Annotated in this window: 6 protein-coding genes; 5 read left to right on the top strand and 1 reads right to left on the bottom strand. The window is 72.1% G+C overall.

Annotation, left to right across the window (positions count from 1 at the left end; genetic code table 11):
- Nucleotides 1–55: 55 nt before the first annotated feature.
- From SM418_RS28790 to SM418_RS28770, 5 genes are read left to right on the top strand one after another with little or no spacing between them, the layout of a single operon-like run.
- A complete protein-coding gene (locus tag SM418_RS28790; RefSeq protein WP_371944180.1) occupies nt 56–328 on the top strand; it encodes a hypothetical protein in 273 nt (90 codons plus the stop codon).
- A gap of 40 nt (nt 329–368) precedes the next feature.
- Nucleotides 369–1,715, top strand: coding sequence for an NAD(P)/FAD-dependent oxidoreductase (locus SM418_RS28785; protein WP_371944181.1), 1,347 nt, complete (start codon nt 369–371; stop codon nt 1,713–1,715).
- Nucleotides 1,715–10,318 carry a type I polyketide synthase gene (locus SM418_RS28780; RefSeq protein ID WP_371944182.1) on the top strand — a complete coding sequence of 2,868 codons (8,604 nt, stop codon included), beginning with the start codon at nt 1,715–1,717 and terminating at the stop codon, nt 10,316–10,318. The genes SM418_RS28785 and SM418_RS28780 overlap by 1 nt, the downstream gene beginning before the upstream one ends.
- On the top strand, nt 10,315–14,907 hold the full coding sequence (locus tag SM418_RS28775; protein WP_371944183.1) for an SDR family NAD(P)-dependent oxidoreductase: 4,593 nt from the start codon (nt 10,315–10,317) through the stop codon (nt 14,905–14,907). The genes SM418_RS28780 and SM418_RS28775 overlap by 4 nt, the downstream gene beginning before the upstream one ends.
- Nucleotides 14,898–15,653, top strand: a complete 756-nt coding sequence (locus SM418_RS28770) for a thioesterase II family protein (RefSeq protein WP_371944184.1) — start codon at nt 14,898–14,900, stop codon at nt 15,651–15,653. Before SM418_RS28775 ends, SM418_RS28770 begins: the two co-directional genes overlap by 10 nt.
- Before the next feature lie 12 nt (nt 15,654–15,665).
- Here SM418_RS28770 and SM418_RS28765 read toward each other — a convergent pair whose 3' ends face one another.
- On the bottom strand, nt 15,666–16,340 hold the full coding sequence (locus SM418_RS28765; protein ID WP_371944185.1) for a LuxR C-terminal-related transcriptional regulator: 675 nt from the start codon (nt 16,338–16,340) through the stop codon (nt 15,666–15,668).
- Nucleotides 16,341–16,667 lie beyond the last annotated feature (327 nt).

Below are 16,667 nucleotides of genomic sequence, written 5' to 3'. Positions count from 1 at the left end.
CAGCGGAGGCACGGGTCGGTGTACCGGGGCAACGAACTCTAGGGGTGCGGTGCGCATGATTGACTACGAGAACGTCCTGGCCGGCCTTACGGGTTTCATCGAGGAGCGCGTCCTGGGTTCCTCCGACGGTGAACTCGACGCGACGACCCCGCTGCTGGAGTGGGGGATCCTCACCTCGATGAACATGGCCCGGATGGTGACGTTCATCCTTGATGAATTTCACCTGTACATTCCGCCGGACCGCATCGTCGGCGCCAATTTCAAGAATCTCGACACCATCACGCGGCTGGTCCTCAGCCTGCGCGATGACCCGGTCGCGCAGGCATGAGGGGCAAGGGCCGGCGAATCCCGTGAGGAAGCGAGCGAACATGTCAGAAGCCGACTTCGACGTCGCGATCATCGGTGGTGGCCCGGCGGGCTCGACGGCCGCCTCCTACCTCGCCAAGGCGGGGCTGAGTTGCGCCGTCTTCGAGAGTGAGATCTTCCCCCGCCCGCATGTCGGCGAGTCCCTGGTGCCGGCCACCACTCCCGTGCTGGACGAGATCGGGGCGCTTCCGCTGATCGAGCAGGCCGGGTTTCCGCGCAAGTACGGCGCCGCGTGGACTTCGGCGGCGGAGCCGGGCATCCCGCACCTGGGATTCACGGGCCTCACCGAGGGATTCCGGGCCGCGACGGTGGAGTTCGGCGAGCGTGACCAGCCCGGTGTGGAGCAGGCGTACACCTATCACGTCGACCGCGCGCAATTCGACACCTTGCTTCTCCAGCATGCGCAGTCGCTCGGGGCCAAGGTGTTCGAGGGCATCCGGGTCCGGAGCGTCGACCTGGATCCGGGCAGGTCGGCGGTCAATTTCGCGATGGGCCCGAGGGAGTTGACCCTGCGTGCCCGGATCGTCGTCGACGCCAGCGGCCGGCAGACCCTCCTCGGCCGCCAGTTCAAGCTGAAGGAGCCGGATCCGGTATTCAACCAGTACGCCATTCACACCTGGTTCGAGGGACTGGACAGGCGTGCCGTCTCCGGCGACGAGGAGCAGGCGGACTACATCTTCATCCATTTCCTGCCCATCAACGACACATGGGTATGGCAGATCCCGATCACCGATACGGTCACCAGCATCGGGGTCGTCACCCAGAAGAAGTACTTCGCCTCCGCGAAGTCCGACCGCGAGCAGTTCTTCTGGGACTGCGTGGGAAGCCGTCCGGAGCTGGACGGCGCGCTGCGGAGCGCGCAGCGGGTCCGCCCCTTCAAGTCCGAGGGGGACTACAGCTACGCCATGCGGGAGATCTGCGGCGACGGCTTCCTGCTCATCGGAGACGCCGCGAGGTTCGTGGACCCCATCTTCTCCAGCGGCGTCAGCGTCGCGATGAACTCCGCGCGGCTCGCCGCCGCCGACGTCGTCGGCGCGGTCGAGGCCGGCGACTTCACCAAGCCCCGCTTCGCCGAGTACGAGCGGAAGCTGCGCCGGGCGACGCGCAACTGGTACGAGTTCATCTCCATCTACTACCGGCTGAACATCCTGTTCACCGCCTTCGTCCAGGACCCGCGGTACCGGCTCGACGTCCTCAAAATGCTGCAGGGCGACGTCTATGACGACGTCGAGCCGGCGGCTCTCGGCGCCATGCGGGACATCACCCGCGTCGTCGAGGAGAACCCGGATCATCTCTGGCATCGGCATCTTGGCAGCCTGCGCGCCCCGTCCCTGGCGCCCGCCTTCTGATGCCCACCGAGGAGACCGGCGGGGTCGCCCGGCAGGAGCATGCCATCGCGCTGATCGGCGTCGGCTGCCGCTTCCCCGGCGGAGCCGACGGGCCGGGGCAGTTCTGGAAGCTGCTCCGCGACGGTGCGGACGCGATCGGCGAGGTGCCCGAGGACCGCTGGAACGCCGCGGACCTATACGCGCGCTGGGGCGGGTTCCTCGACGGGATCGCCGACTTCGACGCCGGCTTCTTCGGCATCGCGCCCCGCGAGGCCCGGCAGATGGATCCGCAGCAGCGGCTCCTCCTGGAGGTCGCCTGGGAAGCGCTGGAGGACGCCGGCCAGGACGCCGCCCGCCTCGCCGGGACGCGCACCGGCGTGTTCACGGGGGCGCTCGGCACGGATTACCTGCTCCGGCAGTCCAGGGAAACGGGACTGGGGGCCGTGGACCCCTGGTTCGCCAGCGGTAAGGAGGCCAGTTTCGGCCCCGGGCGGATCGCCTACACGCTCGGCCTGCACGGGCCGGTGCTCTCCGTGAGCACCGCCTGTTCCTCGTCACTGGTGGCGGTGCATCTGGCCTGCCGGAGCCTGCGCGGCGGAGAGAGCGACCTGGCCATCGCCGGCGGCGTGAACCTCATGATCTCCCCCGAGCTCACGATGTACATGTCCGAGATCGGCGCGATGTCGAGGCACGGCCGCTGCCGCGTCTTCGACGCCGCGGCGGACGGCATCGTCCGAGGCGAGGGCGCCGGCGTGGTCGTGCTGAAACGGCTGCGGGACGCGCTGGCGGACGGCGACGACGTGGTCGCCGTCATCGCCGGATCGGCCGTCAACCATGACGGCCGGAGCGCCGGGCTGACCGTACCCAACGGCGCCGCCCAGCAGGCTCTGCTGAGAGCCGCACTGGACGATGCCGGGGTCCGCCCGCAGGACGTCGGCTACGTCGAGGCGCACGGCACGGGCACGCCCCTCGGCGACCCGATCGAGATGGGCGCCCTCGCGGCCGTTCTGGGGGAGGGCCGGACGCCGGAGGCCCCCCTCCTCGTCGGGTCCCTGAAGACCAATGTCGGCCACCTCGACGCCGCCGCCGGAGTGGCCGGCCTCATCAAGGCCGCACTCGCACTGCGGCACCGCGAGATCCCCGCCCACCTTCACCTGGATACGCCCAACCGCGCGATCCGCTGGGACCGCTGGGCGATCCGGGTTCCTCGGACGCTGACGCCCTGGCCCGCCGCGGGCTCCCAGCGCGTCGCGGGAGTGAGCGCCTTCGGCCTGAGCGGTACGAACGCCCACGTCGTCCTGCACGAGGCGCCGGAACGGGCCGCCGCCGCGCGGTCCCGTCCGGGAGGGCCGTTGCTGCTCCCGGTGTCCGCACGCTCCGAGGAAGCGCTCGTGCGGCTCGCGCGCTCCCACCGAGACCGGGTCGCCGCGCTGAGCGACGGCGGCGACGGGACGGCCGCCGACGAGTACGTCCGGGCCGCGGCCGTGCACCGGACCCACCACGTCCAGCACCGGCTCGCCGTCCTCGCCCACGATCGCACCGAGTTGGTCGAGCGGCTCGACGGCTATCTGGAACGGCGACCTGTCTCCGGAGTGTCGTCCGGCGCCGGACACGACGAGGGCCCGGCCAAACTCGCCTTCGTGCTGTGCGGGCAGGGCGCGCAGTGGGCCGGCATGGGCCGGGGCCTGCTGGACGAGCCGGCGGCCGCCGACGTCCTGCGGGAGTGCGCCGAGGAGATCGAGCGGGCGGCGGGCTGGTCGCTGCTCGACCTGCTCGACACGTCCGCCGCGTCCGCCGTGTCCGCCGCGTCCGCCGTGTCCGCCGTCTCCGCCGTGTCCGCCGCGGCTTCCCGGCTGTCCCGCACCGAGTTCGCCCAGCCCGCCATCTTCGCGGTGCAGCTCGCGCAGGCCGCGCTGTGGAACGCGCGGGGCGTGCGGCCCGACGCGGTCGTCGGGCACAGCATGGGCGAGGTCGCGGCGGCGCACCTGGCCGGTGTGCTGGACCTCGCCACCGCCGTCCGGCTCATCGTCGAGCGGGGACGGCTGCTTCAGCGCTCCGAGGGGCAGGGCCGGATGGCCGCCGTGGCGCTGCCGGCCGACGAGGTCGTGGCGGCCGCGGGGAACCGGATCACGATCGCGGCGGTCAACGGACCCCGGGCCACCGTGATCGCAGGTCCGGCGGACGAGGTGGAGGCGGTCACCGCCCGGTTCAAGGAGCAGGGGGCGAGGGCCCGGCTCATGCCGGGCGAGTACGCGTTCCACAGCCCCCAGATGATCCCGCACGCCGCCGAACTGGGCGCTCGCCTGCGGGGCCTTTCGCCCGGCGAGCCGGCCCTGCGGATCGTCCCGACGACCCCGGGGGACGGGCGGTTCACCACGGAGCACTGGGCACGCAATGTCAGCGAACCCGTCGCCTTCGCGGCGGCGGCCGACGAGTTGATCGCCACGGGGCATCACCTCTTCGTCGAACTCGGCCCCCATCCCGCCCTCGCCGAGCCTCTCGCGCAGTGCCTCGCCGCGCGCGGCGCCGAAGGGCTGGTCGTGCCGTCACTCCGCCGTGACACATCGGCGCTGGAGACGATCACGGAGTCCCTCGGGGAACTCTATGCCGCGGGCTTGGACGTCGACTGGCGGAAGACCTCGCCCGTGGGCGCCCTTTCGGCGAGTTCGGCGAGGAACCTGCCGCGCTACCCCTGGCAGCGGCAGCGGTACTGGTACACGCCCGACACGTCTGCGGTCCCGCCCGCGGCCATCGAGCCGGTGCCGGTTCCGGCGCCCGCGCCCGAGTCGGCGTCCGCGCCCGAACCGCAATCCCCGCACACCCCGCGTGACCTGGGGATGCTCGTCCAGCATGCGGTCGCCCAGGTCCTCGGGCTCTCAGCGGACGCCGCGGTCCCGTCCCGGCGGGGTTTCGCCGAAATGGGCATGGACTCGGTGACCGCGATCGAGTTGCACAAGGTCCTCCAGGCGGCACTCGGCCGCCGGCTGTCGGCCACGGTCGTGTTCGACCACCCGACGGTGGAACGACTTGCCGCGCATTTGCACGACCTGCGGCCGTCCCGTCCCGCCGCGCCGGCACAGGAGCCGACCCCGACGCCGACGCCCAGCGCCCCACTGGACGAGCCCGCCCCGCCCGGACACCCGGCCGCCGGAGGACGCGCCGACCACCGGCACGAGCCGGTGGCGATCGTCGGGATCGGCTGCCGGTTCCCGGGTGGCGCGGACGGTCCGGAAGGCTACTGGCGCCTGCTCCGGGACGGCGAAGACGCGATCACCGACCCGCCCGGCCGGCGGTCGGCCGACGCGGGGCTGTGGCCCGGCGGCTACCTGGAGAACGTCGACGAGTTCGATGCGGGGTTCTTCCGGATAGCGCCGCGCGAGGCGCGCAGCATGGACCCGCAGCAGCGGCTCTTCCTGGAGGTCGCCTGGGAGGCGCTGGAAGACGCCGGCCAGGTGCCCTCGGCGCTCGCCGGAAGCCGTACCGGGGTCTTCACCGGCATCAACTCCAGCGACTACACCGAACTGGTCACCCGGCACCCGGAGAACGTCGACGCCTTCTACGGCACCGGCAACGCCTTCTCCGCCGTCCCCGGGCGGTTGTCGTACCTCCTCGGCCTGCACGGCCCGAGCATGGCGGTCGACACGGCCTGCTCGTCGTCGCTCGTCGCCGTCCATCTGGCCTGCCGCAGCATCCGCGACGGAGAGTGCGAGACGGCGATCGCCGGTGGCGTCAATCTCATCCTGCGCCCCACGATCCACCGGTTCTCCGCCGCCAACGGGGCTCTGGCGGCCGACGGCCGCTGCAAGACCTTCGACGCCGCCGCCGACGGGTACTCGCGCGGCGAAGGCTGCGGGGTCCTCGTCCTCAAACCGCTGTCGAAGGCCGTGGCGGACGGCGATCGGGTGTACGCCGTCCTCCTCGGGTCCGCCGTCAACCAGGACGGGGCGAGCAACGGCTTCACCGCCCCGTACGGACCGGCCCAGGAAGCGCTGATCCGGACGGCCCTCCAGGACGCCGGCGTGGGCCCCGGCGATGTCGGATACGTGGAGGCGCACGGCACGGGTACCGCGCTGGGCGATCCCATCGAGCTGGGGGCGCTCGGCGCCGCCCTGGCCGGGCGGGAGAGCGGGCGGCCGGTCCTGGTCGGTTCTGCGAAGACGAACCTCGGGCACCTCGAAGCCGCCGCCGGTGTCGCCGGGCTGATCAAGACGGCCCTGATGGCCTGGCACGGGGAGATCGCGCCGAGCCTGCACTTCAACGCTCCCAATCCGCGCGTTCCGTGGGAGGAGTCGCCGTTCACCGTCGTCACCGAGAGGACGCCGTGGTCCGACCGCCGGGTGGCGGGGGTGAGCGCCTTCGGCATGACGGGGACCAACGCGCATGTCGTCCTCGCGAAGTCACCGGAACGCACGAGTGACCCGGCGGCGGAGCCGGACACGGGCACGGGGACGCCGCTGCACCGTCGGCCCGCGCCGCCGTACCTGCTGCCGATCTCGGCCGCCACGAGGTCGGCCCTCGCGCCCCAGGCCGCGGCCTACAAGGAGGCTCTCGACCGCGGCGTGCCGGTGGCGGACCTGTGCGGCTCCGCGGCGCTGCACCGTGAGCATCTGGAGCATCGCCTGGTCGTGGCCGGCCGCGACCGGGTCGAGCTGGCGGAGAGGCTGTCGGCGTTCTCCGCGGGGGAGAGCGCCCCGGGGGTCGCGACCGGCCGCTCCCGCGAGCGCGGGCGGGTCGCGTTCGTGTTCTCCGGTTACGGCTCCCAATGGCCGGGGATGGCCCGCACCCTCCTCGCCGAGGAACCGGTCTTCCGTGACGCGGTGACCGCCTGCGACGAGCACATGCGCCCGCACCTCGGCTGGTCGGTGGTGGAGCGCATCGCCGCCGGGAGCACGACCCGATCGGAGATCGAGCTGCAGGAGCTGATCTTCGCCGTCCAGTGCGGGCTCGCGGCCCTGTGGCGATCGTGGGGGGTGACCCCGGACGCCGTGGTGGGCCACAGCATGGGCGAGGTCGCCGCCGCGTTCTTCGCGGGCGTCCTGGACCTGCCGTCGGCCGCCCGCCTGATCTGCATGCGCGCGGGCCTGCTGGAACGTCTGCTGGGCCGGGGCGGGATGGGAGTCGTCGGGCTGCCCGCGGACGCGCTGGCCGCCGAACTGAGCGGGTACGAGGACCGGTTGTGCGTGGCGGTGAGCAACTCGTCGCGATCGACGGTGATCTCCGGGGAGGACGCGGCGCTCGACGAGGTCCTCGCCAGGTTGCGCGCCCGCAACGTCTTCTGCCGCCGGGTCAACGCGGGCGGTCCCGGGCACAGTCCGCTGGCGGAGCCGCTGCGCGCCGAGCTCGTCCGTTCCCTCGCCTCGCTGTCGCCGCACCCCGGGCGGACGCCGCTCTACTCCTCCGTCACCGCCGGGCTGCTGCCGGGGGCGGAGTTCGACGCGGAGTACTGGGGGCGCAATCTGCGCGAACCCGTGCGTTTCGCCGATGCGATCCGGCAGATGGCCGAGGACGGATTCGACACGTTCGTAGAGATATCGCCGCACCCGATCCTGCTGAACCCGATCGAGGAGGAGCTGCGTTCGGTCGGCGTGGACGGGCTGCTCGTCCCTTCCATCGTGCGCGACGCCGACGAGCGGCTGACCATGCTGACCGGTGCGGGAAGCCTGCACGCCGGCGGGTACCCGCTGGACTGGCGCAGGCATGTCGCTCCGAGCCGCCCGGGCAACTTCGCCCCGACCTACGCGTGGCAGCGCAGGCGTCACTGGGTCGAGCATGAGGCTCCGCAGGCCGAGGAGGCCGTGTCCGGCGGGACGGGGCATCCGCTCGTCCGTCCGCCCGCGGGCGCGGACGGTCACCGGGCCGACGTGGAACTCACCGCTTCGCTGGCCGAGGAGATGGGCGCGCTCGCCCATCACGGCGCCCTGATGACGCCGGCCGGCGCGTGGCTGGAGATGGCCGCCGCGGCCGTGGCGGCGAACGCCGGGCCCGGACCCATCGCCTGCGCCGGAGTCGCTTTCCCGGCACCGCTCGTCTTGGAGCCGGAGAGCACCCGGACGGTGAGCGTCACCCTCTCTACCGGTGGCTCTGCCGGCTTCTCAATCGGTGACGGCGCGGAAAGCTTCGCGGTGGGCCGCGCGGTCCGGGCCCCGGCAAGACTGTCCGGGCCTGCCGTCCAGCCCGGCCTCGACGGGCCGCGGACAGGAGACGAAGCCGCGGAGGCGGCCGCTTCGCTGGGACCATTGCCCGGCCTGTCGCTGGAAGCGGCGCACGTGACCGGCGGCCTCGCAGTGCTGGACTTCGCGTATGCCCCAAGCGGGCGTCCCTGGCTGTTCCCTCCCGTGGTCGCCGCCGCGTGCGAACGGGCGCTCGCCCTAGCCGCGGACGTCGCGGACACGCCGTTGACCATGAGAAGTGTCGAGCGCTACATCGCGCTGGGAACGCCTCGTGCCCGCGTGCGGGTCCACGCGGCCGTGACCGGACGAGTGGACGGCGCCGTTAGCGGTGATGTGCACGTTCTGGATTCGGAAGGGACCGTCCTCGCCGAGTTTCTCGGTGTCCGGCTGTGCCCGGCCCCGGAAATTCCGGTCTCGCAGGCTCGGGCGGCGCTCGACACGCTCTTCCACGGCCTGGCCTGGCGGGAGCGATCACCGGCCGGCCAGGGTGAGACGGACGACACGGCGGGTCCGTGGCTGCTGCTCGCCGATACCGGAGGCGTTGCGGACGCACTCCGCGTGGAACTCGTCCGGCGTGGTGAGCGCGTGGTCGTGATCGAGCGCGAAGGCGTCGCGGGACCGGCTGCGGCGGATCACCACCGCGTGGACGTGCGCAGCCCCGCCGACGTGGAACGACTCGTGCGCGATCTCGTCCGCCGCCATGGCTGCCGGAAGGCCGTCCATCTGTGGAGTCTCGATCTGCCGGAAGGACCGGAGGCGGCGGGCGACGCGGAGGCGGGCGTCCACCTTTCCGTGCCGGCCCTCTGCCGTGCCTTGAGCGCGACGGCCAAGGCCGACGCCCCGCGCGCCCTGTTCGTCACGCGGGGAGCCCAGCGCGTCGGGGACCTGGAGCCGCCGCCGGCGGCCATGCAGACGTCCCTCTGGCATACGGCCGGTGTCGCCGCGCTCAACTACGCGGCGTCCTGGGGCGGCCTGCTCGACCTCGACCCGGTGGGCTCGGACGTCGTGACCGACGCCAGGGCCGTGCTCGCCCGGGCATCGCGGCCCGGCGGCGAGGACAGGGTGGCGCTGCGCGGCGAACGCAGCCTGGTGCCACGGGTCGTCGCGGATCCGCTCCACCGTCCGCTGCCGGCCCCCGCCGATCTCTCGGGCACGTACCTGGTGGCGGAAGGCTGGAACACCGTGGGAGCCCGCGTCGCCCGCTGGCTGGCGGACCGGGGCGCGACCCGGGTCGTCGTGACCGGCCGGGACAAGGCGGCCGTGGAGTACCGACCGCTGGACGGGCTCGCCGAACGGGGCGTCCACGTCGAGTTCCGCCAGGTCGACCACCTCGACCCCGGCCAGGTCGAGGATCTGGTCGCCGAACTGGAAACGCGCGAACCGCTGCGTGGAGTCGTCTGGCTCGGCCTGGACTGGCGGCTGCGAGATCCGGCCGGCGCCGACCCGGCGACGCTCGCCGCCGCGACCGCACGGCGGGCGGCCGGGGCCTGGCTGCTCTCCCGGATCGTCGCCGATCGCGACCTCTTCGCCGTCTTCACCGGTGTCGGTTCCGCGTGGGGCTCCGCGGGTGCGCTGCAACAGTCGCCCGCCGACGGCCTTCTCGCGGCGGTCGCGGCCGACAGGCGCGCACGAGGCTGGAAGTCGCTGCACGTGGCGTGGACGCCGTGGGACGACGACGCCCTCCTCGACCCCGAGAGCCGGCGGACGCTGGAGCGGAGTGGAGTCGAGATGCTCTCGCCGGAAACGGCGATCGCCGCGCTGGACCGGCTGGTCGCCGCCGGCCGCGCCGACGCCGTCGTCGCGGGCGTCGACTGGAGCCTGATGCTGCCGCTCTACCGGCAGGCCCTGCCGTGGCCGCTCTTCGACGAGATGACGGTGCGGCGGGAGGAGGACGGTGCGCAGCTGGCGGACCGGCTGCGCGGGCTGCCCACAGACGAGCGTTCGGACCTGCTCCTGGAGATGGTTCTGGAGGATGTGAGCGTGGTCCTCGGCGTCGACGCCGAGGACACCGATCCCGACGCCGGATTCTTCGAGCTCGGCATGAGTTCGATCACGGCTCTGGAGCTCAGGATCAGGCTGCAGAGGCGATGTGATCGCGACCTGCCCGCGACGCTCGCCTTCGAGTTCCCGACCGCGGCGGCGGTGGCCGCCTACCTCGCGGCGGACGTGCTCGCCCTTGACAGTGCCGGTGACGCCCTCCCCGAGAAGAGCCTCCCCGAGAAGAGCCTCCCCGAGAAGAGCCTCCCCGAGAAGAGCCTCCCCGAGAAGAGCCTCCCCGAGAAGAGCCTCCCCGAGAAGAGCCTCCCCGAGAAGAGCCTCCCCGAGAAGACCCCACCGGAGGAGACCCTCGCCGAGGAGACCGAGGCTTCGCCGGTCCCGGACGACGTCCTGCTCGCCCGGCTCGACTCCGAGATCGCCGCGGCACGTGAGCTGACGGAGAGGAACCCCGGATGACCTCGACCAGCGACAGGATCGACTACCGCACCGAACTGGCCCGCGCCGTGGAGACGATCGGCCGGCTGCGCAGGGCGCTGGCGGACCGTGACCGCGCGGACCGCGAACCCATCGCGATCATCGGCGCCGCCTGCCGCTTCCCGGGCGGCGCGGACGTGGAGGAGTTCTGGCGGACGCTGAGCTCGGGCACCGACGCGATCTCCCGATTCCCGCCGGGCCGGTGGGACGCGGAGGCGTTCTACGACACCGATCCGGACGCCCCCGGCAAGGCGTACACGCTGGACGGCGGTTTCCTGAAGTCGGTGGAGGACTTCGACCCCCAGCTCTTCGGCATCTCCGCCGCGGAGGCCGTCGGCATGGACCCCCAGCAGCGCCTCGCCCTGGAGGTCTCGTGGGAGGCCCTCGAGGACGCCGGCCTGGCGCCGGACGCGCTGGAGGGCAGCAGAACCGGCGTCTACTTCGGCGCCAGCACGAGCGACTACGTGCGGCTGCGGCAGCAGTACGGCGATCCGAACGACATCGACCCGTACCAGGTCCTCGGCGAGAACAGCTTCATCGCCGGACGGGTGTCGTTCGCCATGGGACTGCGGGGCCCCGCCCAGGTGATCGACACGGCGTGCTCCTCGTCGCTGGTCGCGCTGCACACGGCCTGCCAGAGCCTGCGCCACGGCGAGTCGAGCATGGCGCTCGCCGGCGGGGTGAACCTGATGCTCTCGCCGTTCAGCTTCGTCCTGGTCAGCAAGGCGCGCGCGCTGTCGGCGGGCGGGCGCTGCAGGGCCTTCGACGCGGCCGCGGACGGCTACGTGCGGGGTGAGGGCTGCGGCGTCGTGGTGCTCAAGCGGCTGTCGGACGCGCTGGCTCAGGGTGACCGCGTGCTCGCGGTGATCCACGGCTCCGCCGTCAACCACGACGGCCGGTCAAGCGGGGTCACGGTGCCCAACGCGGCGGCCCAGCAGGCCGTCATCAGGGCCGCGCTCGACGACGCGGGCCTGACGCCGGACAGGCTGGCGTACGTGGAGGCGCACGGCACGGGGACGCCGCTCGGTGACCCGATCGAGTTGCGGGCCCTGGAGGCGGTGTACGGGCCCGACCGGGACGATCCGCTGTACGTCGGATCAGTGAAGACCAACATCGGGCACTTGGAAGCGGCGGCCGGAGTCGCCGGGGTGATCAAGGCGGTCCTCGCGCTCCGGCATGGAGAGATCCCGCCCCACCTGCATTTCACCGACCCGAATCCCAACATGGACTGGGATTCGCTCCACCTCCGGATCCCGGTCGCCCGGGAGCCCATGCCGGCCGACCCCGGGCGAAGGTACTGCGGTGTCAGCGCCTTCGGCGCCAGCGGGACGAACGTCCACCTGATCCTCGGGGAGGCCCCGGCAGGCCCTTCACCCGTGCCGGGCGACCGGCCCGCCGAAGCCGTCCTGCTCTCGGCACGGTCGGAACCGGCGTTGCGGGAGCTCGCCGGCCGCTACGCCGACCGGCTGGCGGCCCGATCCCCGCTCCCGGTGTCCGCGGTCGCCAGGACGGCCGCGATCGGGCGGTCCCATCAGACGAGACGCCTGGCCGCGGTCGCGGATTCGAGCGGGCGGCTCGGTGAGATGCTGCGCGGATTCGCCGCGGGAGGGAGCCCGTCCGGGACGGTCACCGGCCAGGCGGCGCCGCGCCATCGTGCCAAGGTCGCGTTCCTGTTCACCGGTTCAGGCGCCCAGTACACCGGGATGGGCCGCGGTCTCTACGAGACGGAACCGGCGTTCCGCGACGCGCTGGACAACTGCGCACGGTTGTCGCGGGACGAGCTGAGCCGTCCGCTGCTGGACATCATGTTCTCCACGAGCGAGGCCGACGCGGGCCCGATCGATGAGACGGAGTTCACGCAGCCGGCGCTCTTCGCCCTCCAGTACGCGCTGGCGGAGCTCTGGCGTTCCTGGGGGGTGCAGCCCGGCGCGGTGCTGGGCCACTCGGGCGGCGAGTACGCGGCCGCCTGCGTCGCCGGCGCGCTGGACGTGGGGGACGCTCTGCGGCTGGTGACGGCACGGGGACGCCTCATGCAGGCCCTGCCGGACCGAGGCGCCATGCTCAGCGTGGCCCTGTCCGAAGACGAGGTCATGCCGTTCGTCCGTGCCGCCCGGCGGGTGTCGGTCGCGGCCGTCAACGCCGAAACCGACGTGGTGCTGTCCGGCGCGTCCGACGAGATCGAGCGCATCGAGACCGAACTCGCGGGCACCGGCGCGCAGACCCGGCGGCTGCGGATCTCGCATGCCTCGCACTGCCCCCTCGTGGAGCCGATGCTGGACGGGCTGCGCGCGGCGGCGGAGGGTGCGCGCGTCCGGCAGCCGCGCAGCGTGATGATCTCCAATCTGAGCGGCGGCCGCGTGAACGCGCGGGACCTGGCCGCACCGGACTACTGGTGCCGGCACGCCAGGGAGACCGTGCGCTTCCACGACGGCATGCGGGCCCTCGACGGGCTCGGATACACCACGTTCGTGGAGATCGGGCCCGGACGCACCCTGCTGGGCCTCGGCGCCAAGTCGCTCCCCGACCCGAAGCAGGCATGGGTGGCGTCCCTCAACCCCAAGGCCGGGGACGTGGAGCAGATGCAGACGGCATTGGGGGAGCTCTACGTGAGAGGGGTGCCGATCGACATGCGCCGGGTCCATGAGCGGACCCAGCCGGTCACCGTCCGGCTTCCCACCTACCCCTTCCAGCGCAAGCGGTACTTCTTCGACCGCGCCGCGTCCGTGGTGCTTCCCGGTGCCGCCGCCGACGCGGCCGGCGGCGCCGACGGTCTGGAGTACGACGTCAGGTGGGAACCGCGCGCAGTGCCGGCCGCGCCGCGGCCGTCCCCGCGCCGCGTGCTGATCCTCGCCGACGCCGCCGGCGTGGGGGCTCGGCTGGCCGACCGGCTGACCGCGGACGGCGCCGAATGCCTCGTCGTCACGGCCGCCGAAGCGGGTCACCTGGGGGAGCAGGGGCCGCCGGGGGACGCCGCGTCACTCGTCCGGAACGTCCTCAAGACCCTCGCGGCCGGCGGGCCGGTCGACCACGTCGTGCACCTGTGGGGCCTGGACGTCCCCGATGCCGGGGAGCTCGACGCCACGGGTTTCGCGACCGCGCAGGAGACCGGTGTGAACACCGTGCTGCTCCTGGTCCGCGAGTTGGCCGCCGCCGAGGCCGCGACGCCGCGGTTCTGGCTCGTGACCAGAGGCGCCCAAGCGGCCGGGGACGGGGCGGCCCTGCCCGGCATCGCCGCGGCGCCGCTGTGGGGGCTCGGCAAGGTGATCTCCCTTGAGCATCCCGAACTCTGGGGCGGGGCGATCGACCTGGATCCGGCGGACGGCGACCCGTCCGAAGCCCTGGCCGCGGAACTGGGCTCCGACGGCGAGGACCAGATCGCCTACCGCGACGGACGGCGGCTGGCCGCCCGGCTCCTGCCCCGCCGGCGGACCGAACCGCCGCGACCGTTCACGATCCCGGCGGACGGCCTGTACCTGATCACCGGCGGGCTGGGCGGTCTCGGCCTCACCCTGGCCCGGTGGTTCGTCGATCGGGGCGCCCGGCACGTCGCGCTCGTCGGCCGCAGCGGCCTCCCCCCGCGCTCCTCCTGGGACGACCAGAACCTGGGCGAGGTCGTGCGAGCCCGGATCGCGGCGGTACGGGAACTGGAAGCGGCCGGCGCCGCCGTCCACGTGCGAGTGGCGGACGTCGGGGACGAGCCCGCCATGGGAGCCGTCCTGGAGGAACTGCGGAAGGGGCCGGTACCGCTGCGGGGAGTGGTGCACTCCGCCGGAGTCTCCGGACCGGAACTGATCGCGGACATCGACGTCGAGACCGTCCGGGAGGTCCTGCGCGCGAAGGCCGAAGGCGCATGGCTGCTGCACCGCCTCACCGAAGAGGACCCGCTGGACTTCTTCGTCGGCATGTCATCGGTCGCTTCGCTGTGGGGCTCCCACCATCTGGCGGCGTACGCCGCCGCCAACCAGTTCCTCGACGCGCTCGCCGCTCACCGGCGGGCCCGCGGCCGCGCCGGTCTCAGCGTGAACTGGGGGCCCTGGCTGGCCGCGAGCGGCCTCGGCGGAGCGGAACTGCTCGCCCGGCTCACCCGGGTCGGCCTGCGGCCTCTGTCGCCGTCCGTCGCGGTCGACCTGCTGGGCGACCTGCTCCAGGGCGGGCCGGCCCAGGCCGTCGTGGCCGGAATCGACTGGTCGGTTCTCAAGCCGCTCCTGGAGGTGCGGGCGGAAAAGCCCTTCATCCAGTACATCGCCGCAGCGGCGGACGACGCCGTCGCGGGGGAGGAGTCGGCCGAACTGGATCGGATTCTCTCCGCGCCGCCGGAGGACCGGCCCGCCGCCGTCGACGAATACGTGCGCCAGCGCGTCGGCGAGCTGGGGAGCGACCCCGCCGAATTCACCGAGGAGACGACGTTCATCGATCTGGGGATGGACTCGCTGGCCGTCATGCAACTGCTGCGGCTGTTCCATCGGGACCTGAAGGTGAAGGTGGAGTACCGGGAGTTCTTCACGGCACCGCCGACCGCCTGGGCAACCCTTCTATACGAGTCCATGCGTGAGGCCGGAGCATGGGCGTGACCCCGGATCCGCGGAGGTGGTTCTGGAGTCCGGAGCCACGGGCGTACTCGCGAATCGGGCTGGTGTGCCTTCCCGGCCTGGGCGGGGACGCGGCGATGTTCGGCTCCTGGCCCGAAGCGCTGCCGCCGGGCGTGAGGCTCTGGGGGGTGCGGCTTCCCGGCCACGGTTCACGCATGGCGGAGGATCCCGTCGACGATCCGGACGTCCTCGTCGGGCAACTCGCGGACGCGGTGCTTTCGATACCCGAACCGGACATCGTCCTCTTCGGTTACAGCATGGGGGCGGTCCTCGCCTTCGAACTGGCACGTGCCCTGGAAACCGCCGGTGGTACGCCGACCGCGCTGGTGGTGGCGGGCAGGGGCGCACCGGACGCCGACGTCCCGCCCGTGCAGGTGCGGAACCGCTCGGAGCTCGTCGCGTTCCTGCGCCGACTGGGCGGTGTCCCGGCTGAGGTTCTGGAGGACGACCGGCTGCTCGACCTGGTTCTGCCGGCCATTGAGGCCGATCTGCGCCTGTCCGAACAGTACGCTTTCGTTGAGGGAGAACTGCTTTCCTGCCCCGTACTCGCGGTCGCCGGGAGGGCGGACCGGCTCTGGCCGCCGGACCAGGTCGGGGACTGGGAACGGCACACGTCCGGTCCGTTCGCGTTCCAGGTCGTCGCGGGCGGACACGATTTCATCCACACGAACCCGAAGGTGCTGATCAGTGTCCTCTCCCAGTTCATCCTCGAAAAGGCGTGCGGTTAGGCGGCCCCCGGTTCAGTACGCGCGCTGAAGATGGTCGAGTGACGCCGTCCCGATCTTGACCAGGCCGGCCTCGTAGGCGTAGATGACGGCGTGGACGCGGTTGCGCAGCCGGAGCTTCTCCAGCATGTGCTGGATATGCGATTTCACCGTGCTCTCGCTGAGGCAGAGCGCGGCGGATATCTCCGCGTTCGTGTGGCCGCGTGCGGCCAGCGCGAGCACATCGAGTTCACGCTGGGTGAGCGATTCCAGCTCGGCGGCCACGTACTTCACCTCTGGCGGCTCCGGGAGCCCGGCGGCCTTCTTCGGACCCGGGTCGGACGCCACCAGCAGGAGGTAGCCCGCGGCCACCATGCGCAGCGCGGCGACCAGTTCGCGCGGGTCGGCGTGATTGAGCAGGAGGCCCGAGGCGCCCGCCCTGATCGCCTCATGGCCGCTGTCGTCCCCTAAAGCGTTGATCACGATCAGCACCCGCGGTCGCGGTGCGGCGCACCGGGTCACCAGCAGGCGCGTCGTCTCGACCGCGTCGATGGTGTGGGCCGAGGCGTCGACGACGACGATGTCGGGGGCCGAAGCCAGAGCGAGCCGCAGGGCGTCTTCGGTGGTGGCGGCTTCGCCGATCACATGGATGTCGGGATGTTCCTGCAGGAGGGCCCGCAGACCGGATCGGATCAACGCGCGATCGTCCACCAGAACGATTCGCGTGCGGCCGCCGTTCCCGGAATTCTCCCTCGGCCGGACGATGCTCGTCTCTGTCAACCTCTAGCCCTCTCAAATGTTCCTATATTCGGAACAGACTTCCGGACTCCGCTAAAGGATCTCCCGGATATCTCGGCGACGTCAACGCCCAGGTCGAAGGTTTGCTCTGTGGTCCGAGTCTCGATTTCCCACGTGAAGCCGGGTGCCGCTCGGCATCAGCCGCTGATCGGGCAGGTCAGGGGCCCGAAAGCGCGATCTATTGACGGTAGGGGGTCGCGGAGAGATACTAGGGAATTGCTATGGAACAGTGTTCCAGAA

The organism is Actinomadura chokoriensis (assembly GCF_041463665.1).
Lineage (GTDB): Bacteria > Actinomycetota > Actinomycetes > Streptosporangiales > Streptosporangiaceae > Spirillospora > Spirillospora chokoriensis_A.
The sequence above is the reverse complement of the archived record's forward strand: the minus strand, read 5'-3'. Positions and strand labels throughout refer to the sequence as shown.

Excerpts from the sequence above, each read along its gene's own strand:
- SM418_RS28770 (WP_371944184.1), top strand. The coding sequence starts at position 14,898 with ATGGGCGTGACCCCGGATCCGCGGAGGTGGTTCTGGAGTCCGGAGCCA.
- SM418_RS28775 (WP_371944183.1), top strand. The coding sequence starts at position 10,315 with ATGACCTCGACCAGCGACAGGATCGACTACCGCACCGAACTGGCCCGC.
- SM418_RS28780 (WP_371944182.1), top strand. The coding sequence starts at position 1,715 with ATGCCCACCGAGGAGACCGGCGGGGTCGCCCGGCAGGAGCATGCCATC.
- SM418_RS28790 (WP_371944180.1), top strand. The coding sequence starts at position 56 with ATGATTGACTACGAGAACGTCCTGGCCGGCCTTACGGGTTTCATCGAG.
- SM418_RS28785 (WP_371944181.1), top strand. The coding sequence starts at position 369 with ATGTCAGAAGCCGACTTCGACGTCGCGATCATCGGTGGTGGCCCGGCG.